This is a genomic window from Luteimonas panaciterrae (genome assembly GCF_020511115.1).
Lineage (GTDB): Bacteria > Pseudomonadota > Gammaproteobacteria > Xanthomonadales > Xanthomonadaceae > Luteimonas > Luteimonas panaciterrae.
This window is the reverse complement of the sequence record NZ_JAJAVH010000013.1, coordinates 1-24307: the sequence shown is the minus strand read 5'-3', so window position 1 is coordinate 24307 and position 24307 is coordinate 1. Positions and strand designations below refer to the sequence as shown.

At 66.5% G+C, this 24307-nt stretch carries 18 protein-coding genes and 1 pseudogene; 10 read left to right on the top strand and 9 right to left on the bottom strand.

The window, feature by feature from the left end; genetic code table 11:
• The first annotated feature begins 27 nt into the window (after positions 1-27).
• Together LG367_RS14930 and tldD are read left to right on the top strand one after the other, a co-directional pair.
• On the top strand, positions 28-3936 hold the full coding sequence (locus LG367_RS14930) for a YhdP family protein (protein ID WP_226470062.1): 3909 nt from the start codon (positions 28-30) through the stop codon (positions 3934-3936).
• Between the two features lie 97 nt (positions 3937-4033).
• Positions 4034-5485 (top strand): metalloprotease TldD, encoded by a 1452-nt coding sequence (tldD, locus tag LG367_RS14925; RefSeq protein WP_226470061.1) that lies wholly within the window; start codon positions 4034-4036, stop codon positions 5483-5485.
• A 167-nt stretch (positions 5486-5652) separates the two neighbouring features.
• Here the strand turns inward: tldD and yjgA are convergent, their stop codons facing one another.
• Positions 5653-6207 carry a ribosome biogenesis factor YjgA gene (gene yjgA, locus LG367_RS14920; RefSeq protein ID WP_226470060.1) on the bottom strand — a complete coding sequence of 185 codons (555 nt, stop codon included), beginning with the start codon at positions 6205-6207 and terminating at the stop codon, positions 5653-5655.
• Positions 6208-6307: 100 nt separating this feature from the next.
• On the opposite strand from yjgA, the gene pmbA reads away from it, so the two are divergent.
• The 5 genes from pmbA to LG367_RS14895 all read left to right on the top strand — a co-directional run bounded on the left by pmbA (position 6308) and on the right by LG367_RS14895 (position 11531).
• Positions 6308-7699: a metalloprotease PmbA gene (gene pmbA / locus LG367_RS14915; RefSeq protein ID WP_226470070.1), complete on the top strand. Its 1392-nt coding sequence runs from the start codon at positions 6308-6310 to the stop codon at positions 7697-7699.
• Positions 7700-7780: 81 nt separating this feature from the next.
• A complete protein-coding gene (locus tag LG367_RS14910) occupies positions 7781-8158 on the top strand; it encodes a DUF4870 domain-containing protein (RefSeq protein ID WP_226470059.1) in 378 nt (125 codons plus the stop codon).
• 160 nt (positions 8159-8318) lie between these two features.
• Positions 8319-9794: a DUF1800 domain-containing protein gene (locus tag LG367_RS14905; protein WP_226470058.1), complete on the top strand. Its 1476-nt coding sequence runs from the start codon at positions 8319-8321 to the stop codon at positions 9792-9794.
• Between the two features lie 2 nt (positions 9795-9796).
• Positions 9797-10951 (top strand): DUF1501 domain-containing protein, encoded by a 1155-nt coding sequence (locus LG367_RS14900; RefSeq protein ID WP_226470057.1) that lies wholly within the window; start codon positions 9797-9799, stop codon positions 10949-10951.
• A gap of 127 nt (positions 10952-11078) precedes the next feature.
• Complete coding sequence (locus tag LG367_RS14895) at positions 11079-11531, top strand: DUF4870 domain-containing protein (protein WP_226470056.1); 453 nt, start codon at positions 11079-11081, stop codon at positions 11529-11531.
• Positions 11532-11582: 51 nt separating this feature from the next.
• Here LG367_RS14895 and LG367_RS14890 read toward each other — a convergent pair whose 3' ends face one another.
• The 3 genes from LG367_RS14890 to tilS all read right to left on the bottom strand — a co-directional run bounded on the left by LG367_RS14890 (position 11583) and on the right by tilS (position 14135).
• Positions 11583-12482, bottom strand: a complete 900-nt coding sequence (locus LG367_RS14890) for a polyprenyl synthetase family protein (protein ID WP_425490980.1) — start codon at positions 12480-12482, stop codon at positions 11583-11585.
• 10 nt (positions 12483-12492) lie between these two features.
• Positions 12493-12756: an exodeoxyribonuclease VII small subunit gene (locus LG367_RS14885; protein ID WP_226470055.1), complete on the bottom strand. Its 264-nt coding sequence runs from the start codon at positions 12754-12756 to the stop codon at positions 12493-12495.
• A gap of 77 nt (positions 12757-12833) precedes the next feature.
• Positions 12834-14135, bottom strand: a complete 1302-nt coding sequence (gene tilS, locus LG367_RS14880; RefSeq protein ID WP_226470054.1) for a tRNA lysidine(34) synthetase TilS — start codon at positions 14133-14135, stop codon at positions 12834-12836.
• 103 nt (positions 14136-14238) lie between these two features.
• Here tilS and LG367_RS14875 point away from each other — a divergent pair, with 103 nt between their 5' ends.
• On the top strand, positions 14239-15300 hold the full coding sequence (locus tag LG367_RS14875; protein WP_226470053.1) for an NADH:flavin oxidoreductase/NADH oxidase: 1062 nt from the start codon (positions 14239-14241) through the stop codon (positions 15298-15300).
• Between the two features lie 62 nt (positions 15301-15362).
• Entirely contained in the window at positions 15363-16040 is a 678-nt protein-coding gene (gene lepB, locus LG367_RS14870) for a signal peptidase I (protein WP_226470052.1), read from the top strand.
• Positions 16041-16044: 4 nt separating this feature from the next.
• Here lepB and LG367_RS14865 read toward each other — a convergent pair whose 3' ends face one another.
• The 5 genes from LG367_RS14865 to rnhB form a co-directional block, all read right to left on the bottom strand.
• On the bottom strand, positions 16045-16785 hold the full coding sequence (locus LG367_RS14865) for a tetratricopeptide repeat protein (RefSeq protein WP_226470051.1): 741 nt from the start codon (positions 16783-16785) through the stop codon (positions 16045-16047).
• A gap of 51 nt (positions 16786-16836) precedes the next feature.
• Positions 16837-17796, bottom strand: coding sequence for an acetyl-CoA carboxylase carboxyltransferase subunit alpha (locus LG367_RS14860; RefSeq protein ID WP_226470050.1), 960 nt, complete (start codon positions 17794-17796; stop codon positions 16837-16839).
• Positions 17797-17996: 200 nt separating this feature from the next.
• Positions 17997-21551, bottom strand: a complete 3555-nt coding sequence (gene dnaE, locus LG367_RS14855) for a DNA polymerase III subunit alpha (protein ID WP_226470049.1) — start codon at positions 21549-21551, stop codon at positions 17997-17999.
• A gap of 267 nt (positions 21552-21818) precedes the next feature.
• Complete coding sequence (locus tag LG367_RS14850) at positions 21819-22451, bottom strand: YkvA family protein (protein WP_226470048.1); 633 nt, start codon at positions 22449-22451, stop codon at positions 21819-21821.
• A 274-nt stretch (positions 22452-22725) separates the two neighbouring features.
• On the bottom strand, positions 22726-23334 hold the full coding sequence (gene rnhB, locus LG367_RS14845; RefSeq protein ID WP_226470047.1) for a ribonuclease HII: 609 nt from the start codon (positions 23332-23334) through the stop codon (positions 22726-22728).
• A gap of 429 nt (positions 23335-23763) precedes the next feature.
• On the opposite strand from rnhB, the pseudogene LG367_RS14840 reads away from it, so the two are divergent.
• Positions 23764-24307: pseudogene (locus LG367_RS14840) on the top strand (peptidoglycan-binding domain-containing protein); the annotation flags it as partial.

Below are 24307 nucleotides of genomic sequence, written 5' to 3'. Positions count from 1 at the left end.
GTCGTATCGCTTGGCAATGGCGGGCTGATGTCGACGCTGCGCCGCAACCTTCGCCATCTCCGCCGCTGGGCGTGGTACGCGATCGCGATCGTGCTGGTGCTGATGGCGCTGACGGCCGGCGTGGTCAGCCAGTTGCTGCCGTTGGCCGAGCGGCATCCGCAGTGGGTGGCCGAATGGCTCGGCGAGCGGGTGCATCGTCCCGTGCATTTCGATCGGCTGAAGACGCAGTGGACGCGCCGGGGGCCGCTGCTGCAGCTCGAAGGCCTGCGCATCGGCGACGGCACGGAGACGTTGCAGATCGGCACCGCGGAAATCCTCGTCTCGCAATACGCTGGCCTGTTGCCGGGACGTTCCTTCACCGAACTGCGCCTGCGCGGTCTCGACCTCACCTTGCAGCGTGACGATGCCGGCCGCTGGCACGTGCGCGGCTTGCCGGGTGAGCGTCAGTCGACCGAAGACCCGTTCGCGCCGCTGGAAGGATTGGGCGAATTGCAGGTCATCGGCGGCAAGTTGCGTGTCGATGCGCCCGGCATCGGCATCCGCACGCAGATTCCGCAGATCGACCTGCGCCTGCGCGTGGACGGCGAGCGCGTCCGCATCGGGGCGCGTGCGCGCATGCGCGAGGACACGACATCGGCTGGTGGCACATCGGCTGGTGGCACATCGGCTGGTGGCACATCGGCTGGAAGTACGTTCGAGACCCGGTCCGATTTCAATCGCCGCAGCGGTGATGGCCGCAGCTATCTGATCGCCGAGGATACCGATCTGTCGGCCTGGACGTCGCTGCTGCACTTCGCGGGCGTCGGGGTGGCGCGCGGCAGCGGCCGCATCGAAGTCTGGGCCGATCTGAGCAAGCATCGCGTGACCGGCGTCACCGTGGAATCCGAGTTGACCGATCTGCGTCTGCAAGGCGCGGCGATCGCGGGCCGCACGGTGGTGCCATTCCTCGATTTCGAACGCCTGGAAGTGGCCGGACGCGCGCGCATGGATGCCGACGGTTGGCGTTTCGATGCCTCGCGTCTGCGTCTGGGCAGCAAGCGCGAACCGCAGACGCTCGATGGTCTCGTCGTCGCCGGCGGAAAGCGTTTCGCGCTGCTGGCCGATCGCATCAATGCCAGTCCGCTGTTCGCGCTCGCGGCCTTGAGCGATCGCCTCGATCCGGGCACGCGCACCTGGCTGCTGGACAGCAAGCCGGAGACGCTGCTGCACGGCATCGAAGTCGCTGGCCGCCTCGATGGCCCGATGCATGTGCGTGGCCGCATCGAGAATCTGCGTTTCGCGGCGCACGGCACCACGCCTGGCATCAGCGGGCTCTCGGGCACGCTGGATGGCGATGGCGATGGGTTCAGCTTCGCCTTCGATCCGGCGGCGACATTCCGTTTCGATTGGCCGCCGGGTTTCGGCGCGCCGCACGACGTGCATCTGCAAGGCAGCGTCGCTGGCTGGCGCGAAGGTACCGGCTGGAAAGTGGAAACCGGCGCGCTGCGCATCGACGGCGTCGGCTACGGCGCCGACGTGCGCGGCGGTCTATGGTTCCAGGGCGACGGCACCAAGCCCTACATCGATCTGGCCGCGAAGCTCGACGACATCGCCGTGCCGGTCGCCAAGCGCTTCTGGGTGCGGCACCGGATGTCGGTCAACACCGTGCACTGGCTCGACAACGGGCTGGTGGGTGGTCATGTGCAGGACGGTCGCGCCGTGGTGTCCGGCGATCTCGACGATTGGCCGTTCCGCAGCGAGTCGGGGCAGGCGGCGAAGGGCCTGTTCGAAGCGGATGCGCATCTCGCAGGCGCGATCGTGAAATTCCAGCCGGAGTGGCCGCAGGTCGATCACCTTGACGGCGAGGTGAATTTCGTCGCCGACGGATTCACGGTGAAAGGCAAGGGCGCGATCGCCGGTGTGCCGATCACGAAGCTCGAGGCCGGCATTCCGCATTTCGACAAGGCCGAGCTTGCCGTGCGCGCCGACATCGCCGGAGATGCCGGCGCGGCACTGACGCTGATGCGGCAGAGCCCGCTGCACAAGCGCATCGGCGAGACGCTCGACAATCTGACCGCCAGCGGACCGATCGCATCGCAATTCGCGCTGGATATCCCGTTGCATCGCGGCGCGCCCGATCCCTACGTGCCGAGGATCGCCGGCACCGTGGTGCTGGATGGCGCCAAGCTTGGCGAGAAGCGCTGGAAGCTCGCGTTCGAGGACGTGCGCGGCACGGCGAAATACGACGAGAAGGGCTTCGACGCGGAGCGGATGCGCGCGTTGCACGAAGGAAGCCCCGGAACACTGTCGCTGCGCACCGGGCCGGGCCATGTGCGTGATGCGTCGCAGGCGTTCGAGGCCGAACTCAACACCGTGAGCGATGCCGATGCGCTGCTCGATCGCGTCTCCGACATGGCGTGGTTGAAGCCGCATGTCGATGGGCGTTCGATGTGGACGGTCGGCGTGACGATTCCGAAGACACCGGCATCCGCATCGGCGGTTTCGCCACCGACACTGCTGCAACTGCGCTCCGATCTGGTCGGAACGCGGTTCGCGCTGCCGGCGCCGTTGAACAAACCGGCGTCAGTGGCGTTGCCCACGAAGATCGAAACGCCGCTGCCGCTCGGCGAAGGCGATATCTCGGTCGCGTTCGGGCAACGGATGGCATTGCGCGCACGTACTGCGAACGGGCGCACCGGCATCCGCATCGCACTCGGCAGCCATCAGGTGACCGAGGCGCCGCCAGCGTCGGGTCTGGTCGTGAGCGGCCGCACGCCCACGCTCGATGCGATCGACTGGGCTGCGCTGACGATGGGCGGGGAGGGCAAGGGGCTGTCGCTGCAGCGCGTGGATGTCAACGCGGATCGTCTCAATCTCGTCGGCGGCAGTTTTGCCAATGCCCGCCTCACCGCGTCGCCGGCCACCGGCGGAACGGCGGTGCAGGTCGATAGCGCCTCGCTGGCCGGCACCGTGACGCTGCCGCGCGCGGAAGGCGCGGCGATCGTCGGCAAGTTCGATCGTCTGTACTGGACGACGGCGAAGCCCGATACCAAGCCATCCACGACGACGGCAGCGAATGCCGCCGCCACACCGCCGGCCGAGGATACGAACACGATCAATCCGGCGAACATTCCACCGCTGCAGCTGTCCGTCGACGATCTGCGCTTCGGCGAGGCCCAGCTCGGGCAGGCGACGCTGCGCACGCGTCCGGTGCCGGCGGGGTTGCGCATCGAGCAACTGCAGACGCGGGCATCGAAGCAACAGGTGGATGCGAGTGGTGATTGGCTCGGGCGCGGCGCCGGGGCACGCACGCGGCTCAAGGTCGACGTGAAGAGCGGGGATTTCGGCGCTTTGCTGGCGGGCTTCGGCTTCGGTGGACGGCTCGCGGGCGGTCATGGCGATGCGCATCTCGACGCGGCCTGGCCGGGCGCGCCGGGCGGATTCAAGGTCGCCGCGCTGGAAGGTTCGCTGTCGCTGATGATCAAGGACGGTCAGCTGGTGCAGGTGGAGCCCGGCGCGGGCCGCGTGCTCGGCCTGCTCAGCGTCGCGCAGTTGCCGCGGCGGTTGATGCTCGATTTCCGCGATTTCTTCTCCAAGGGCTTCGCCTTCAACCGGATCGGCGGTGGCGTGAGTTTCGGTGCCGGCCAGGCGCGCAGCAACGACATGAAGATCGAAGGGCCCGCGGCCAACATCCAGATCAGCGGCGCCGCCGATCTGCGTTCGCAGACCTTCGATCAGACCATCGAGGTGCAGCCGAAGTCCGGCAATCTGCTGACGGTGGCGGGCGCGCTCGTCGGCGGTCCCGTCGGTGCGGCGGTGGGGGCCGCGGCCAATGCGGTGCTGGGCAAGCCGCTGGGAGCGGTCAGCGCCAAGACCTATCGCGTCACCGGGCCTTGGAAGGATCCGAAGGTGGAAGTGGCGAGCAGCAAGAGCGCACCGGCCGTCGACAAACGCTGACGGCGGATACGCGCTAATCTGGCATTTCCCTATTGTTCCGGTGGGCGCGGCCGCCGAATCGCTTGCGATCCCTCCGCGCCGCCCCAACCTCACATTCATGCCTAATCAAGACAGTCCTCTCGTCCTCGCCCAGTCCCTTTTGCTGTCACCCGCCGGCCTCGATGCATCGGGGCTGGAACGCGCCTTCGGCACCCTGCTGGGGCCGGGCATCGATTTCGGTGATCTGTATTTCCAGCACGCGCGACGCGAAAGCTGGACGGTGGAAGACGGTATCGTCAAGGACGGTGCGCATTCGATCGAGCAGGGCGTGGGCGTGCGGGCGATCTCGGGCGAGAAGACCGGTTTCGCCTATTCCGACGACATCAACGGCCAGGCATTGCTGGCGGCGGCGCAGTCCGCGCGCGCCATCGCGCGGGAAGGCGATGCGCATAGCGCGCGGTCGTTGATCGCGGGCGCGGGACGTTCGCTGTACGTTGCGCAGGATCCAGTGGATGCGCTCGGCAATACCGCCAAGGTCGAGGCGCTGCGGCGCGTCGACAAATTGCTGCGTGCCGCCGATCCGCGTGTGAAGCAGGTGGTGGTGAGCCTGTCCGGCGGCGTCGACACGATCCTGGTCGCGCGCAGCGACGGCGTGCTCGCCGGTGATGTGCGCCCGCTGGTGCGGCTCAACGTCCAGGTGATCGTCGAACAGGACGGCCGCCGCGAATCCGGCTACGCCGGCTATGGCGGACGCTATTCCTACGAAGAGCTGCTGGGCGACGGCAAGCCTGAGAAGTTCGCGCGCGAGGCGCTGCGTCAGGCGCTGGTGAACCTGGAAGCCATCGACGCGCCAGCCGGCGTGATGCCGGTGGTGCTCGGTTCCGGCTGGCCGGGCGTGCTGTTGCACGAGGCGGTCGGGCACGGGCTGGAAGGCGATTTCAATCGCAAGGGCACCTCGACCTATGCCGGCCGCATGGGGCAGCGCGTGGCGTCGAAGGGCGTGACCATCGTCGACGATGGCACGCTCGCCAATCGCCGCGGCTCGCTCAACATCGACGACGAAGGCACGCCGACGCAGTGCACCACGCTGATCGAGGATGGCGTGCTGACCGGCTACATGCAGGACACGCTCAACGCGCGCCTGATGGGTGCCAAGCCGACGGGCAACGGCCGTCGCGAATCGTTCGCGCATCTGGTGATGCCGCGCATGACCAATACCTACATGCTGGCCGGGCAGGACGATCCGGAAGAGATGATCCGTTCGGTGAAGCGCGGCCTGTACGCGGTGAATTTCGGCGGCGGCCAGGTCGACATCACCAATGGCAAATACGTGTTCTCCGCCACCGAGGCCTATCTGATCGAGGACGGCAAGATCACCGCGCCGGTGAAAGGCGCCACGTTGATCGGCAACGGCCCGGAGACCATGCAGCGCGTGAAGATGATCGGCCACGATCTGGCGCTTGACGAAGGCGTCGGCGTCTGCGGCAAGGACGGGCAGAGCGTGCCGGTGGGCGTGGGGCAGCCGTCCTTGCTGATCGATCAGCTGACGGTGGGCGGGACGAAGGCGTGAGATTGCAAGGAAGCGAGTGGCGTGGCGAAAGTGGGACTACGGGCGAGACTCGTTCCCTTTCGTCATTCCCGCGTAGGCGGGAATCCATGGACTTTGCTTCAAGTCTCTCGATGTCGGAACGAACGTCCATGGATTCCCGCCTACGCGGGAATGACGAGCAAAGGCGCTTAACTTTCCTGCGCGTCGTCTTCGGCTTCCGGCTTTTCCACTCCGAGCAATTCGCGCAACTCGCGGAACAACTCCCGATAGCTGTGCGGCGGCTTGTTCTTCGCCCGCTCGTCTCCCGCGTTGCGGATCAGCGTGCGCAGCCGTTGACGATCGGCGCCGGGATGCTCGGCGAGCAGTTCACCGAGCGCCGTATCGCCTTCCTCGAGCAAGCGCTCGCGCCAGGCCTCGGCACGATGCAGCAACGCATTCTCGCGCCGCGCGGCCTCGCCGCCGGCGTCGAGCGCGTCGCGGATGGCATCCAGCGTCTCGTCCTCCTCGCGGCGCATCTGCTTGGCCAGATACGCCATCTGGCGCTTGCGGGCGATGTGCGAGGTAATGCGCTGCGCCTCGGCGATGTGCGGACGCAGATGGTCGGGGATCGGCAGCTTCGCCAGCCGGCCGGTGTCGAGATCGGCCAACTGGTGCGCCAGCGCCAGCACGTCGAGCGCTTCGCGCCGCTGCTGGGTGCGGCTGGGTGAAAGAAATTCGCCGGTGGCTTCGTCGCGCCCGCGCATCGTCAACTCCAGAAAAACAGCATGATCATGTCGTTTCGCGCAGACGCGAGCGATCCAATCAAGGCATGAACCAAGGCAATAGGATAGTCCATTGAACGCAATCATCGATCCCGCCGCCGCAACCACCCAAGACGATAGCCAGGGGCGCCTGGACGCGCTCGCCGAGTTGTCGCAGCGGCTGCTCGCGCGCGCCCGCGCTCGCGGCGCGACCCAGGCCGAGGTGTCCTGTTCGGAAGACCGCGGCCTCAGCGTGAACGTGCGCATGGGTGCGGTGGAAACCGTGGAGTCGACGCGCGACCGCAGCATCGGCGTCACCGTCTATTTCGGGAAGCGCAAGGGCAGTGCCAGCACGGCGGATCTACGCGAGGACAGCCTCGATGCGACCGTCGACCAGGCCTGCGCGATCGCGGAATTCACCGAGGACGACCCCGCCGCGGGCCTCGCCGAAGCCGGACTGATGGCGACGGACCTGCGTGAATTCGACACCTGGCACCCCTGGGCGCTCGATGCCGACCGCGCGATCGACCTCGCATTGGCATGCGAGGCCGCCGGCCGCGACGTCGACGCGCGCATCGGCAATTCCGACGGCGCCTCGGTCGGCAGCAACGAATCGCTGGTCGTGTACGCCAATTCCCACGGCTTCATCGGCCGCGAGCGCGATACCCAGCACAGCATCGGCTGCGCGCTGATCGCCGGTCGCGGCGAGGACATGCAGCGCGACGGCTGGTACAGCGTTGCATTGGCCGAATCGGACCTGGAATCACCCGCCGCGATCGGACGCCGTGCTGCGCAACGCGCGCTGGCACGCCTGTCGCCACGGCAATTGCCCACCGGCGAATATCCGGTGTTGTACGCCGCCGAGATGGCGCGTTCGCTGATCGGCCATCTTATCGGCGCGGTCTCCGGCGGCGCGCTGTACCGGCGTGCCAGCTTCCTGGTCGACAGCGTCGGCACGCAGCTGTTCCCGGACTGGTTCTCCATCGTCGAGCGGCCGTGGCTGATGCGCGGCCTGCGCTCGGCGGCGTTCGACGGCGAGGGCGTGGCCACGCGCGAATCGGCGCTGGTCGAGGGCGGTGTACTGCAGCGTTACGTGCTCGGCAGCTATTCCGCGCGCAAGCTCGGCCTGCAGACGACCGCGAACGCGGGCGGCATGCACAATCTCGAGGTCGCGGCCGGCGGCACCGGCAATGGCGGCGCGCAGTCCGGAGCAAGCTTGGAAACAATGCTGCGCGGTATGGGACGCGGCCTGCTCGTCACCGAGTTGATGGGGCAAGGTGTGAACGGCATCACGGGTGACTACTCGCGCGGCGCGGGTGGCTTCTGGGTGGAGAACGGCGAAATCGCCTATCCGGTCGACGGCATCACCATCGCCGGCAATCTGAAGCGCATGTTCCAAGGCATCGAGGCGGTGGGAAGCGATATCGATCCTCGCTCGCACCTGCGCACGGGCTCGATCCTGGTCGGTCGGATGACGGTGGCCGGCTCGGACTGAGCGCGCAGCCGGCGTGCTTTCGATGTACTCTTCCGCTTTCGGGCGCGGATGCCCCGTGCCCGTCATTCCGGGGAGTTCATGATGAGCGATTTCAACGAAGCAACCACGCCTCCGCCAGCACCGACGGGTGCTGCGCCGCAGGAAGACAGAACCCTTGCACTGATCGTGCATCTATCGGGCATTGTTCTCGGATTTATCGTCCCGCTGATCGTTTGGCTGATCAACAAGGACAAGCCCGAGAAGAGCTTCCTCAACGACCAGTCCAAGGAAGCCTTGAACTTCCAGATCACGCTGTTGATCGTCTATGTGATCGGCATCATCCTTTCGATCATCCTGATCGGTGCCCTGATCAACTTGGCCGCATGGGTGGCATGCCTGATCTTCAGCATCATCGGTGGCATCAAGGCCAACGAAGGTGTGGCCTATCGTTATCCGTTCGCGCTGCGTCTGATCAAGTAACCGCGCGAACAAGACCGGCAACGCTGACATGCTCAGCGTTGCCGCTTCAGCACGGAATAACCGTTCTGTAACGAATAACTGCATCTCTCCGGTTCGGTGGCGGTCAACTTACCGCCACCACGTGCGTTGATAATGCCGTCTCTGCTTCTGGAGCGGTGCGATGTCAGCACGAGAGGCGGCCAGTGCCGCCAACCGATTCGGGCTTGGCGCGAAGCCCGGTGAATTGTCCGCAGCATCTGATGCACGTGGTTGGCTGCATGCGCAGTTGCGCAAACAGCCGGCATCGACGGCATTTCAGGATTTGCCGAACAGTCTTGAACTGCTGCGGCGCGAGGCCGCCTATCAGCAGCTTCGTCGCATGCAGAAGGACGACACGGATCCAGCGCCGGCGCCCGCGCAGATGCCGGACATGGCGGCGAAAACGCCTGCGGCTCCTGCGAAACAACCCTTGTCGCCGGAGCGCCGAGAGCTGACGCAACTCGGCCTTGCCGACATCGCGGCGCGTTATCGTCATGCGGTGACCACCGATCAGCCGTTCGTCGAACGCCTGGTCCGTTTCTGGTCGAACCATTTCGCCGTCTCCATCGATAAGTCGACGGCACGCCTATATGCCGCGCCGATGGAGCGCGAGGCGATCCGCCCGCATGTGCTCGGGCATTTCGGCGACATGCTGCTCGCCGTGGAAACCCATCCGGCGATGCTGCGCTATCTCGACAACGTCGCCTCGGTTGGTGGCGATTCGAAGCTGGTGCACTGGCAGGCCGTGCGCGCGAAGCGCAAGAGCGACAATGGCGGCGACGGGATGCCGATGCGCAAGCTCGGCCTCAACGAGAACCTGGCACGCGAGATCATGGAGCTGCACACGCTCGGCGTGAACGGTGGTTACACGCAGGCCGACGTCACCGAGTTCGCACGCGCGATCACTGGCTGGAGCGTGCCGGCGCCGCGTCAGCTCACCGATGCGCGCAGCGGCTTCGTGTTCCGCGCCAATGCGCACGAGCCGGGCGCGCGGCGCATCATGGGCAAGCAATATGCCGAAGACGGAGAAGGACAGGGCAGGGCGGTGCTGCGCGATCTCGCCATGCATCCGGCCACCGCGCGACATCTGAGCCTGAAGCTGGCGCGACATTTCGTCGCCGATGCGCCGCCGGATGCATTGGTAAGGCGGATGGCCAAGGCCTATCTCGACAGCGGCGGTCAACTCGTCGCGCTGTATGCGGCGCTGATCGACGACGATGCCGCCTGGGCGCCGACGGCGCGCAAGTTCAAGACACCGGACGACTTCGTGGTGTCGGCAATGCGTGCGGGCGGATTCACGCTCGATCAGCGTCCGGGATCACTGCCGAATCTGTTGCGTGAGCTCGGCCAGCCGATCTTCACTCCGCGCTCGCCAGCGGGCTTCCCCGATACGACCGGCGATTGGGCGGCCGGCGATGCGCTGCGCAAGCGCTTGCAGATCGCCGAAACCTTCGCCAATCGCGTCACCGGCGACCGCACGCCGTTGCAGATGGCGAATGAAGCGCTTGGCGAAGCAGCGGTGCGTGGAGACTTCGCTTCGATGCTGCAGCGTGCGGGCTCGCCGCGGGAAGGCTATGCCTTGCTGTTCGCCAGCCCCGCCTTCCAATGGAGGACCTGACGATGAATCTTTCTCGTCGCCGTTTCGTGCTGGGTGTCGGCGGTACCGCGCTGCTGACGGTATGGCCGGGCGTCGGTGCGCTCGCCGCGCAATCGAACAAGACCTCGGACACACGCCTGCTCGTGGTGATGCTGCGCGGCGCGATGGACGGCCTGCATCTGCTGCCGCCATACGCCGATCCCGCCTACCAGCGCGCGCGTGGCGCGCTCGCGGTGCAGGACGGGCTCAAGCTCGACGGAAATTTCGCCCTGCATCCGCAGATGAAGTTCGCACACGAACTGTACGGCAAGCGCCAATTGCTGCCGATGCTCGCCATCGCGCCGCCGTATCGGCAGCGCTCGCATTTCGAAGCGCAGGATTGTCTGGAGAATGGCACCGCAAGCCCCGACGGCGCGCGCGATGGCTGGCTTGGGCGTTGCGTCGACGCGATGCCGAAGGTGGAAGGCGTGGCGCTCGCGCCGGTGATGCCGCTGTCGCTGCGCGGCACGCGTCGCGCGGAGACCTGGTCGCCGCCGCTGACGCAGGAAATCCAGGCCACGCTGTTGCAGCAGCTGCAACCGTTGTATGCGGCGGACAAGCAACTCGCCAGCGTGTACGCCGATGCCGTCAACGCGCCCGAGATCAATCAGATGCAGGGCGGCAAGCGCGGCGGGTTCGGTTTACCGCAAGCGATGACCGCGGCCGCGCAGCTGATGACGGGCGCGGGTGGTTTGCGCGTCGGCTTCGTCGAGGACAGCGGCTGGGACACGCATCGCGGCCAGGCCGCGGCGCTGCAACGCAAGTTCGCCGAACTCGATGCCGGCCTGCGCGCCGTGCGCGACGGCTTCGGCGACACCTGGGCGCGCACGATGGTGGTGGTGGTCACCGAATTCGGTCGCACCGTCGCGGTGAACGGCACCGGCGGCACCGATCACGGCACCGGCGGGTTGGCGCTGGTCGCCGGCGGTGGTGTGCGTGGCGGGCGCATGCTCGGCGATTGGCCAGGACTTCAACCGGCGCAATTGAACGAAGGACGCGATCTGCGCGCGACCGCCGATCTGCGCGCGTTGTTCAAGGGCGCGCTAGGCGAGCATCTGGGCGTGCCGGAGTCGGCGCTGGAGACGAAGATCTTTCCCAACAGCAGGAGCGTGCGCGCCCTGGACGGCTTGCTGGCCTGATTCGCCCCTGAACATCTGTCCAGGGCCTGAGTAGGTCATCGGTTGGGTGACTTCGGTCGGATTGAGTCGCTGGCGAATGCCCCGATCATGAGTTGCGGGCCGGAACGTTTCCGGCCGGAGAGCCGCGATGCAAGACACCACCTTCAACGATTCGTCCATGCAATCCGTCGGCGAGAGCGAGCGTCACTGGGCGGCGATGGCACATCTGTCGGCGCTGCTGCTCGCTTTCCTTACCAGCTGGGCTGCGGGTTTGGCCGGCGTGCTGGCCGCGGGCGTCATTTATCTGATCAAGCGCAACGATTCCGCGTTCGTGGCCGCGCATGCGCGTGAAGCGGTCAATTTCAACATCAGCATGTTCCTGTACGCCTGCATTGCCGGGGCGATCGGCGTGGTGCTGGTCGGCGCGACCGTACTGACGCTGGGCATCGGCGCGATCGTCACCGCGCCGGCGGGCTTGCTGCTCGCGGCACTGGCTTTGGCCATCGCGGTGATGTGGCTGGTGTGCAGCATCATCGCCGCGATCAAGGCTTGGAATGGCGAGGAGTATCGCTATCCGCTGACGTTGCGTTTGCTGCGCTGATTCCGATGAAACCCCTCTCCCGTGAACGGGCGAGGGGTTTGATGCACACGCTCAGTGCGTGCGTTCGATGGCGCGACGGCCCAATGCGGCAAGCGCCGTGGCGCGTTCGCCGAAAGGCTCCAACGCATCCTGCATGGTGCGCGCCAGCGTCGCGAGACGCTCGCGCGAGGCCTCGATGCCGATGAGGGCGGGGAAGGTCGCCTTGGCCTGGGCCGCGTCCTTGCCCGCGGTCTTGCCGAGCGTGGCGCTGTCGCCTTCGACGTCGAGCAGGTCGTCGCGGATCTGGAAGGCCAACCCGAGCGCGTCGGCATAGCGATCGAGCAATGCGCGTGCCTCGGCATCGGCACCCGCCGCGATCGCGCCGAGCCGCACGGAGGCGCGCAGCAGCGCCCCGGTTTTCATGGCGTGCAGGCGTTCCAGATCGGCGAGCACGGTGGTGTCCGCCGCGCCAGTGGCATCGATGTCCAAGGCCTGGCCGCCGCACATGCCGCTGGCGGCGGCGGCGAGTTCGCGCAGCATCGCCACGCGTGCATCCGCGCTCGCGGGCGCGTCGGCCAGCGTCGCGAACGCCAGCGACTGCAGCGCGTCGCCGGCGAGGATGGCGGTGGCTTCGTCGTAGGCGACGTGCACGGTGGGCTGGCCGCGGCGCAGGGCATCGTCGTCCATCGCCGGCAGGTCGTCGTGCACCAATGAGTAGGCGTGGATCAGTTCCACCGCGGCGGCGGGCGCGTCGAACAGCGCCGCATCCGCGCGAGCGGCGTCGTTGAACACGGCACCTGTGGCATACACGAGCAGCGGCCGCATCCGCTTGCCGCCGAGCAGCACGGCATGGCGCATCGCGGCATGCAGACGGTGCGGGGTGATGCCGGGATCGGGCAGCACGCGCGTAAGCGCGGCATCGGCGCGCAGGCGCCAGACTTCGATCGATGCGTCGACTGCAGAGGAACTCACGCGGTCGGGCTCAGACGTCTTCGGCGCGCGGCGTGCCGAACGGTTCGGCAGCGGCGGGATTCTCGGGATCGCTGAGCAGGCGCACGCGCAGCTCGGCCTGTTCCAGCGCCTGCTGGCAGCGGCGATACAGACCGACGCCACGTTCGTAGGCGGCCAGCGATTCCTCCAGGCTCATTTCGCCGTTTTCCATCTTCTCGACCAGCTGCTCGAGCGCTTCTAGCGAGTTCTCGAAATCGGCGACGGGGGAGGTTTCGGCGGGGGATTTTCGTGCCATGGGCGGAGTTTACGTCAACGGTCCAAAGGATGTTTCGACGGATGTATCGATGCCATTCATGGCGCAACGGACTGGCTTCAGTGCGCCCAGCACAGCCGTGCGCCGTTCGCGCGCAGCCAGGCATCGAACGTCGCCGAATAGACGAGATCGCCCGCCGCCTGCACCTCGCCGGCGGTATCGCGGAGGATCGGCAGGCGTTCGCGCTCCCAGGGCGGGACGCCGAGGTCCTGCAGCACGTGTTTGAGCGCGTGCGAATGCGCGCGTCCGGGCAGGACGATGCGTTCACCGCCGAGACGCGTGCCGGCTTCGAGCGGGGATTCGAAGCCGTTCGCTCCTTCGAGAAACAACGAATCGCCTGCGGGCAGGACGAGCGGTGCCCGGCCATCCCACGTGACATGCCAATCCTCCGGCAGCGGCGCGCATTGCACGCTGGCATGCAGCAGGTCGCGCCAGCGCCGGATGACGGCGCCGTGCCAGGCGAATTCGCTTTCCCGATCGTCGGCGGCCGTGAGCAGGACGGTTTCGATCTGTGAAACGCCTTGCGCCGGCAAAGGCGGCAGCACGAGCGATTCGATCCAGCGCCTGAGCACGCGCGCGCGGCGTGCGTGGGGCAGCGCGAGCAGGCGAGGTACGGACAAGGCTTGAGGATCGAGGGTGCGTGCGCTTGCGAGCGCCGTGGCATCGCCTTCCTCAAGCAGTGTCCGCGTTTCACCGGACAGCTGCGCCGAACGTGCGAGTGCCGCTTCGGGCTCCGGCCAACGTTCGCGCAGCAGCGGCAGGACGCGATGACGCAGGAAGTTGCGATCGTGGTCGACGTTGCTGTTGCTCGGGTCATCGATCCAGCGGAGGCCATGCGCCTGCGCATAAGCCAGCAATGCGCTGCGTGGCGTTTCGAGCAGGGGACGCCACAGCCAGGCATGGCCGAAGCGTCGCCACGGGTGCATGGCGGCCAGTCCGTCCGTGCCGGATGCGCGGAGAGCACGCAGCAGGAAGGTCTCGGCCTGATCGTCCTGGTGATGGGCGAGGGCCAGGATTTCGTTCTCGCTCAAGGCCTCGGTGAATGCGCGTCGTCGCGCCGCACGCGCGGCGGCTTCGATGCCCTGGCCGCTGTCGCGGTCGACTTCGACATGCACGACCCGCAGCGGCACGTCGAGCGACAGGCAGACCTCGCGGCAATGCTCCGTCCAGGCATCCGCATCGGCATGCAAGCCGTGATGCACATGGATCGCGCGCAATCCGCGTTCACGCATCGCCGGTTGCCGCGCGAGCAGGTGCAGCAGCACGCCGGAATCCAGGCCGCCGCTGAAACCCACCAGCACGCCGCGCGTCTCCGTGTCTGGCGGAAATGGGAGGATGTCGGGCGGCGGTGCCTCGTTCATGGCGTGATGTTGCCACGTCGCCGCAATGCAGTGATCCACCGGCAATGCCGAGCCGATCCCCGTGCTTGCCTATAGTGGAATGCCGTCCGCAGACCGAACCCGCATGAGCGCCCTGTTCGCACCGTTCCCGCAGCGCAGCCTGACCCTGAAGAACCGCATCGCCGTCTCCCCGATGTGCGAATACTCGGCCGTCGATGGCGTGCCGAACGACTGGCATCTCGTGCATCTGGGCAGCCGCGCGGTGGGCGGTGCGGCCGCCGTGATCACCGAGGCCACCGCCGTGTCGCCGGAAGGACGGATTTCGCCGCAGGACACCGGCCTCTGGAACGACACGCAGACCGAGGCCTGGGCGCGGATCACGGCTTTCGTGGCGGCGCAGGGTGCGATCCCGGGCATCCAGCTCGCGCATGCCGGACGCAAGGCAAGCACGCATGCGCCCTGGCTTGGGCATGGCGAGGTGCCGCCGGCCGAGGGCGGTTGGCAGACGGTGGCGCCGTCGGCGGTCCGCTTCAGTGAGGATTACCCACTGCCGCTGGCGCTCGATGCCGACGGCATCGGCAAGGTCGTCGCCGATTTCCGCGCGGCGACGGTGCGCGCGCTGGATGCGGGCTTCCAACTCATCGAGATTCATGCCGCGCATGGATATCTGCTGCATCAATTCCTGTCGCCGCTGTCGAACCGGCGCGAGGATGCCTGGGGCGGCGGCTTCGACGGCCGTAGCCGTGCGTTGCGCGAAGTGATCGCGGCCGTGCGCGAGGTCTGGCCGGAGCGGTTGCCGTTGTGGCTGCGCATTTCCGCGACCGATTGGGTCGAAGGCGGGTGGGACATCGAGGAAAGCGTTGAACTGGCGCGCATCGTGCATGGACTCGGCATCGATCTGGTCGACACGTCCAGCGGTGGTCTGTCGCCGCTGCAGAAGATTCCAGTCGAGCCTGGGTATCAGGTGCCGTTCGCTGCGCGCATTCGCCGCGAGGCTGGTATCGCGACGGGCGCCGTCGGTTTGATCACGGAGCCGGAACAGGCGGAGCGGATTGTCGCGAGCGGCGATGCCGACGTCGTAGTGATGGCGCGGGAGCTGTTGCGCGATCCGTACTTCCCGCGTCGTGCCGCGAAGGTGCTCGGAGGCGAGTTGCAGGCGCCTGCGCAGTATCTGCGGGCGTGGTGAGAAAGGGCGCCGGTCGCCGCTAATGATCTGCTAGAGTCGCCCCGGATTTCTGGGGGAAAGCCGTGGCGACCGCAAGGCAATGGATCGCGAAGGGATTGCTGTCGCTGGTGGTGCTGATTCCGCTGGCCTGCGTCGCCATGTACGTGATCAATCCGTTCGGAGTGCGATCGCATGATCCACGGCAGCGGATCTTCGGCTATGGCATCTATCGCATCCCCTCCAACAGCATGTCGCCCACTCTGAGAGCGGGCACGATCGTCATCAGCAACGCAGGCTATTACAACAATCATGAGCCAGAGCGCGGCGATATTGTGATTTATTCAACTCCGCGGCAGCCCGGTCAGGAATGGGTCAAGCGGGTGATCGGTTTGCCGGGCGATCGTATCGTCTACGACGACAATCAGCTCAGCATCAATGGCAAGCCCGTGATCTATGAGCGGATCGGTGTCTACGAGGGGTACGGCAGGGATGCCGAGATGACTGGCGCCATCGAATTGCGCGAAGACCTTCCTGGCCATCCGCACGACATTCTGGAGACGGAGAATCTACTGTTCGCCGATCAGGGCGAAGGCGACTGGGAAGTGCCGCCGGGCCATTATTTCCTGATGGGGGACAATCGCGACCGCAGCGACGACAGTCGCTTCTCGGGCACGGCGCCACGTGAGGCATTGCGAGGAAAGGTGATCGGCAGATTCGACGGATTCGTCGATGGCCCGGAAACCCGGTCGACGCAGCAGTAGATTTTCAGAGCGCTTCGCGCTTGGCGATGTCGATCCATTCGCGCTGTTCGCGCTGGTAGTAGCTTGGTGCCAGTTTCGCTCGCTTGATGGTCTCGGTGAACAAGGCGCCCGCCTTGGCGAGTTCGCCGTTGCGCTTGAGCAACAAGGCGTAGCGCACGCGCGCTTCCTCGCCGGGATGGCCACCCGCGACGACGGCTTCGTATTCGTGCAGCGCGGCGGCAACGTCGCCGCTGGCTTCGACCGTGCGCGCGTAGAGCAGATGGCCGTCGCTGGAGCGGAAGTCGGGATTGGCTGCGAGGAGCTCATCCAGCGTCTGCTTCGCCTGCTGCGGCTGTTCGAGGGCGAACTGCGCCTTGGCCAGCCCGAGCATGAGGTTCGGATCGGTCTTGTAGAGACCCTTGAGGGCGGAGCGGTACAGTTCGGCCGCCTGCTGATAGTCGCCGCTGAGCAGGCTCTGCTCGGCGAGGCGGCGGCGGTTGTCCTGGGTGTCGGCGATGTCGAGCTGGCGGCTCGCCTTGCGCTTGCCGCGCTCGGGGTCGATGCGATCGTGCACGCTGCGCACCACGCGCCGGGCGCCGCGGCTGTTGCGCATGTCCGGCAGTACTTCCGCGATCAGGTAGACCGCGATCGCGATGTACGAGCCGATCAGCAGGATGAAGATCCAGTACATCGGCCGCCCGGTCCGCACGACGTGCACGGCGCAGGTGATCTGCAGCAGGACAGACAGGATCAAGATGGGATGCATGGGACCAGACTCGTCGACATTCCGTGTACGTTGCCGCGTCGTGCTCTTGCTTCAGGCCGCCTCGTAAGCACCGTAACCGCGCAGGCGGCGGTAGCGCTTCTCGATGAGTTCGTCGGTCGGAATCCCCTGCAGCGCATCCAGTTCGTTGAGCAGCACTGCTTTCAGCCGTGTCGCCATCTGTTTCGGATTGCGATGCGCGCCGCCGGTCGGCTCGCGCACGATCTTGTCGATCAGACCGAGTTCGAGCAGACGCTTGGCGGTCAAGCCGAGCTGTTCAGCGGCGTCCTTGGCCTTGTCGGCGGTCTTCCACAGGATCGAGGCGCAGCCTTCCGGCGTGATCACCGAGTAGGTGCTGTATTCGAGCATCAGCGTGCGGTCGCCGACGCCGATGGCGAGTGCGCCGCCGGAGCCGCCTTCGCCGACCACGGAGCAGATGATCGGTGTGCGCAACTCCGACATTTCCAGCAGGTTGCGGGCAATGGCTTCGGACTGGCCGCGTTCTTCCGCGCCGATGCCGGGATAGGCGCCGGGCGTGTCGATGAAGGTCAGCAGCGGCAGCTTGAAGCGCTCAGCCATCTTCATCAGGCGCAGCGCCTTGCGGTAGCCCTCCGGGCGCGGCATGCCGAAGTTGCGACGCACCTTGGACTTGGTATCGCGGCCCTTCTCGTGGCCGATGATCATCACGCTGCGACCGTCGATACGGCCGAGGCCGCCGACGATGGCACTGTCGTCGGCGTAGGCGCGGTCGCCGGCGAGTTCCTGGAACTCGTCGCAGATCACGCGGATGTAGTCGTAGGTGTACGGCCGCGCCGGATGGCGGGCGAGCTGCGAGACCTGCCAGGGCGTGAGGTCGCGGAAGATCTGCGCGGTGCGCAGCCGCAGCTTGTCCTGCAGGGCATGTACTTCGGCGTCGACATTGACCGCCGGGCCGGTGCTGGCCTGGCGCAGGTCCTGGATCTTGGCCTCCAGGTCGGCAATGGGTTGCTCGAAATCCAGGTAGTTCGGGTTCATCAGCGGGATGGCCGCGGGAAAGGGGACAGTCTAGCCGGGGTGAGGGGGCGAGGGGAGAAGTGAATGTTTACAGGTGCCAGATTTGGCGGGTTTGTTGTGGCCATCCATGGCGCAACTTCATCGGCTTCGGAACGCCCGGCCCGGCCGTCCCTGGCCGGGCGTTCGCCGAGACTGCGCGGCAATGCCGCGCAAAGCACGTCTCAGCTCACCCAGGGTCGATTGCCCATGGCCACCCGCACCGTCCGCACGCCCGGCTGGGCGCGCAGGCTGCCGGCGAGGTCGGCGTCGACCCGCACGCCGTTGCTGCCGTTGAGATCCAGGGTGCCGGCGGTGCCGGCCGGGAGCAGCAGGTCGTAGCGCAGGGGCGTGTTGCCGGGGCGGTGCTGGGCCAGCACGTGCTCGATGCGGTCGAGCAGGCCGGGGACGCGCAGGTCCAGGCGCAGGGCCAGCTGCTGCGCGCTCTGCGGGCAGAGCTGGCGGTAGTCCCAGCAGCGCCGCGCGCGCAGCGAGAAGCCGCCGCTGAACTCGTCCTCGCGCAGGCCGCCCTCGACGATCAGGATGCGGTCGCGCGTGAGCAGCTGCGCGAACTCGAAATAGGCCTCGGCGAAGAACGCGCATTCGATGCGGCCGCGTCCGTCCTCCAGCTGCACGAAGGCCTGTGAGTCGCCACGCTTGCGCATGCCGATCACCATGCCGGCGACGATCGCGGTGGTTTCCTGGCGCCAGCTGCGGCCTTCCTGGGAGCGTCCGCCTTGTTGCCCGCGCTCCCATACGGCGTCGAGCTGGCCGAGGTCGGTGCCCACCAGCAGCGTGAGTTCGTCACGGTAGGGATCGATCGGGTGGCCGCTCAGGTAATGGCCGAGGGTGTCGCGCTCGCCGTTGAGCTTCTGCGCCAGCGGCCATTCCTCGGTTTCCGGTAGTTCGATGCGCGAACTGGAGGCGGGTTCGGCGAAGCCGCCGAACAGCGAGTTCTGGCCGGCCTCGCGTTCACGCGCCATCTGGTCGGTGGCCTTCAGCACTTCCGGCAACTGCAGCTGCAGCGATGCGCGGTTCTTGCCGAGCGCATCGAGCGCGCCGGCGTTGGTCAGCGCTTCCAGCGTGCGCCGGTTCAACTTCGACGATTCCACGCGGCGGCAGAAGTCGAGCAGGTCCTCGTATTGCCCGGAACGCAGGCGCTCGGACGCGATGGCCTCGCAGGCGCCCTGACCGACACCCTTCACCGCGCCCAAACCGTAACGGATGGTGCGTTCGTCGATCGCCTCGAACATGTAGTTAGAAGCGTTGACGTCCGGCGGCAGCACGGTGAGACCGAGCGCGCGCGCTTCGTCGAGGAACATCACCACCTTGTCGGTGCTGTCCATGTCCGAGGACAGCACCGCGGCCATGAATTCGGCGGGGTAGTGCACCTTCAGCCAGGCCGTCTGGTAGGCGACCAGCGAATAAGCGGCCGCGTGCGACTTGTTGAAGCCGTAGCCGGCGAACTTCTCCATCAAATCGAAGACCGGGCCGGAGACGCGCGGTTCGATGTTGTGGTGCTCCTTCGCACCCGATTCGAACTTGCTGCGCTCCTTCGCCATCTCCTCGACTTTCTTCTTGCCCATCGCGCGGCGCAGCAAGTCGGCGCCGCCCAGCGAATAGCCGGCCAGCACCTGCGCCGTCTGCATCACCTGTTCCTGGTAGACGAAGACGCCGTAGGTGGGCGCGAGCACGGGTTCCAGCAGCGGGTGTGGATACTTCACTTCCGCGCGGCCGTGCTTGCGCTCGATGAAGTCCGGGATCAGATCCATCGGACCCGGCCGGAACAGCGAGTTCAGGGCGATGAGGTCTTCGAAACGGTCGGGTTTCGCGCGCTTGAGCAATTCGCGCATGCCGCGGGATTCGAACTGGAACACCGCGACCGTTTCACCGCGCGCGAATAGTTCATAGGCTTTCACGTCATCGAGCGGCAGCGAGGCGATGTCGAGCGGGGCCTCCTGCACGCGCGCGCGATGCGTGTTGATCGCCTTCACCGCCCAGTCGATGATGGTGAGCGTGCGCAGGCCGAGGAAGTCGAACTTGACCAGGCCGATGGCTTCGACGTCGTCCTTGTCGAATTGCGTGACCGGATTGCGGCCGCGGCCTTCGCCGTCGTGTTCGGCGAACAGCGGGCAGAAATCGCTGAGCGGGCTCGGCGCGATCACCACGCCGCCGGCGTGCTTGCCGGCGTTGCGGGTGAGATCTTCCAGCTGCAGGGCGAGGTCGATCAGATCGCGGACGTCGTCCTCGTCGTTGTAGCGCTGGATCAGTTCGCTGCTGGACAATTCGGGATCGCGCTGCGCCGCCTCCGAGCGGCCGAGCGCGTCGTCGAGACTGACGCCCAGCGTCAGCGGAATCAGTTTGGCGATGCCGTCGACGAAGCCGTAGGGGAAGCCGAGCACGCGGCCGGCGTCGCGCACCACCGCCTTCGCCGCCATCGTGCCGTAGGTGATGATCTGGCTGACGCGGTCGCGGCCGTACTTCGCCGCGACGTAGTCGATCACCTCGTCGCGGCGATCCATGCAGAAGTCGATGTCGAAGTCCGGCATCGACACGCGTTCGGGATTGAGGAAGCGTTCGAACAGCAGGTCGTAGGGCAGCGGATCGAGATCGGTGATGCCCAGCGCCCATGCGACGAGCGAACCGGCGCCCGAACCGCGCCCCGGGCCGACCGGAATGCCGTGGTCCTTGGCCCAGTTGATGAAGTCGGCCACGATCAGGAAGTAGCCGGGGAACCCCATCTTGATGATGACGTCGAGCTCGCGCTCCAGTCGCGCTTCGTAGTCGGCGCGGGTGTAACCTTCGGCGACCGGATGCTTCTGCAAACGCTTGGCCAGGCCATCGCGCGCTTCGTTGCGGATCCAGGAATCCAGCGTGTGATCCGACGGCACCGGGAAGGCCGGCAGGAAGTACGTGCCCAGGCGCAGTCCGAGATTGCAGCGCTGCGCCAGCGCGACCGCATTGTCGACGGCGTCCGGCACGTCGGCGAACAGTTCCGCCATTTCGTCGGCGGATTTCAGGTATTGCTGCGGCGTGTAGTCGCGCGGGCGGCGCGGATCGTCGAGCACGCGGCCGGAGGCGATGCACACGCGCGCCTCGTGCGCATCGAAGCCGCTCTCGTCGAGGAAGCGCACGTCGTTGCTCGCCACCACCGGAATGCCGAGCTTCGACGCCGCATGCAGCGCGAACGTATTGTAGGCGGTTTCGCCTTCCAGGCCGGCGCGGGTGATTTCCAGATGCAGCCTGTCGTCGAACGTGCGTTGCAGATCGGCCAGCACGCCTTCGGCGAGATCGTGGCGGCCGCCTTCGGCGAGCTGTCCCGCCTGCGCCAGCCGCCCGGACAGGGCGAACAAGCCTTTCACGGCGGACCCGTCGTTGTTCTCCTTCAGCCAGTGCGGGCGCAGCACCACGCCGTCATGGCGCTGACCTTCCATCCACGCGCGCGTGAGCAGGCGCGAGAGCGCCAGATAGCCGTCGTGATCGCGGCACAGCAGCGTGAGCCGCGACGGCGCCTCGTCGCCTTCGGCGATGAGCACGTCGGCGCCGGCGATCGGCTTGATGCCGGCGCCTTCGGCGGCGCGGTAGAACTTCACCAGCGAGAACAGATTGTTGCGGTCGGTCACCGCCACCGCCGGCAGGCCGAGCGCGGCGCAACGCTTGACGAGTTCCGGGATGCGGATCGTCGAATCGGCCAGCGAATACTCGCTGTGCAGGTGGAGGTGGGCGAAGCGTGCGGGCATGAACGAGGCGGCTCAGCAGACCGGTCCGAGGCGATGTCGCGCCGCGAAGGCCGGTCTTGCGAACGGGTGATCGACCCGCAGGGTAGGGCGTGGGACGGACGGGAACAAGGCTTGACATCGCCGCCCGTATCGAAAGCGCCGGGCGCCGGCCATGCTTGTTCGTTGGCGCGCGAATCCGGTCGAAAACGCCCTCGCGCCGACGGGGGCGAGGGCGTGTCGAACACTCGTGATCCGGCCGGCAGGCAGGATCACGGCGGGCTTACGGGATCACACCACCCGGAACGGCCTGTGTTCCGCCGCGTGCGGGTCCGGGCCGTAGTGCTGCATGTGAACGCGCAGGCGCTGCGACGCCAGGGCCAGTTCGTCCAGGCGGTCGCGGACCCAGGCCGCGCGCTGGGCGTCGCCGTCGCCGGTCGGGTGTCGCGTGGTGCGGTAGTCGCAGAAGTCGCGGTAGTCCTCGACTTCCTCGGCGAACGCCGGCCAGGTCAGCTCGATCAGCAGCACGTCGTCCAGGCGGCCCAGCAATGGCACGTGGTCCGGGATCAGATCATTCTCGAGTTGCACGTAGTCGTTGAGCTTCTTCATCCGCATGCGCTGGGCCTCGGTGCAATCCCAGTCGGCATCCGCGCACATCGCGCGCAGTTCGTGCAGGCGGTGGAGCCGTTCGCCGATCTCATATTCCGCCTGCTCCGGCGGCATGTCGTTCAGCCAGTTGATCAGGCGCCGCAGGCGCAGGACGTCGACGCGCGGCGCATCCGGGTGCAGTTCGTGGACCAGCGCGTCGAAACGGGCGACCGCCGACGGTTGCAGCGCCGGCATGCCCACGCTGGTCTGTCGACCACCATCCGGCGAGGCGGACCCACCCAGAGGAGGCATCGAGGAGGAGTAGAAGATGGCCATGAAACACCTCGGATTCCGGCCTGTCATTGCGTCGGACGGCCCTTGACCGGGAAGGTGGCGCGTCCGGCATCGCCAAGACGAACACGCTGCGTGCGCGACCTCAGTGTGCGCACGTTTCCTTCGATGCGGGCGTGACGCCACGCACAGCACGCATACCGGCGATGCAGACCGCTTAGCGATTTTTCATTTGTGTGCAGGCCGCATCATGGGCCTGGATTGTTCATTCCGGCGGCACCGCAGTCATGTGACGCGCAGTGTCAATGCGCTGAACAAGTCAGCCGATCGATGCGTTTTGCGGGAACAACGACGCCCCTCCGCATTCACGCACCGGCGCGAAACTGCGGCGGTGTTGCGGACAAGGCCCATGCAGCGACAGCGCCTGCAGATGCGCGGGCGTGGGATAGCCCTTGTGCGCGTCGAAACCGTATTGCGGATAGTCGGCGTGCAGCGCGCGCATGGCGCGATCGCGCGCGACCTTGGCGAGGATCGAGGCCGCCATGATCGCCGGATCGAGCGCGTCGCCGCCGATCAGTGCCTCGGCCGGGCAGGGCAGATCGCGCGGCAATCGATTGCCGTCGATGCGCGCGAACTGTGCGGCGGGCGCCAGCGCGCACAGGGCCCTGCGCATGCCGACGAGCGTGGCCTGCAGGATGTTCAGCGCATCGATCTCGCCGGCTTCGACGAATTCCACACGCCAGGCCAGCGCGCGTTCCATGATCAGCGGATACAGCGCCTCGCGACGCGCTTCCGGCAGCTTCTTGGAATCGTTGAGGCCTTCGATGGGGCGGCCCGGGTGCAGGATGACTGCGGCCACCGTCACAGGACCGGCCAATGGTCCGCGTCCAGCCTCGTCGATTCCTGCTATTAACTGAAAATTAACCATCAATTTCGGTAACCTGAACGTCCCCAAGGATTGGGGACACCGCAAGACATGGAACATTTCGGATGAAGTCTAAAGGAATCGAAAGCCTCGACCGGCGGCCTGCCGCTTCGGGGAACCCCTCTCGCAGCGAATCCCTCTGGTCGGCTGACCGGAGCTGGTCTTGTCATGTCAGCGCGGCGCCGGCTTCGACGTTTGACATGACATCCCCTCGAAACGCACCGGCCCGCTCCGCGGGATGACCACCGGAAGTCTGATCGCGAGCCACTCAAGCGCGCGCCTTTCGCGATAGACCGACAGGGCGGGCGCGAGCAGGTTCGCGCATCACGGAAAAACGGAACGGCATGAGCCATCAAGGTCCGATGTCGATCCAGTTCGAGAAATCTCTTCAATTGGCCAAGTTTTGATCCCCACTCACTCAGGAGGTGATTTGTGACGGATAACATCGATACGAGAAATTTGGATGCCCTGGCGGGCGCGGTCTATTTCACCGTCGGTCGCGGCACCGAAGGTGGCAGCGCGTCGTACCGTCTGTCGGTCGCCGGCGTCGACAAGAGCGAATGGGGGCAGGTCAGCGCGGTCGCCGCGAACAGCGGCTACAGCATGGGCACGATCCAGGTCGATTTCGGACAGCGCGGCACCTGGCCGCTCGGCGCGATCGAGAACCGCAAGCTCAACGAAGGCGAGAAGACCTATGTCGATGCCGTCATCGAGCAGGCTTCGGCCTATGCGAAGCAGCACGGTCTGAAATTCACCGACGACCTCGCGCAGCTGCGCACCGATCTGCTGACGCACGGCAACGGCGAGGGCAAGCGCTCCTCTATCACCTACATCGATACCGATACCCGCGACAGCATCAACGCCTGGGCCTCGTCCGATGAAGGCAAGAAGTGGATCCACAGCAACATCGACTATCCGCAGGTGAGGAACGCGACGCAGACTGCGATGTCGATCCTCGACAAGCACGGGAGCAATG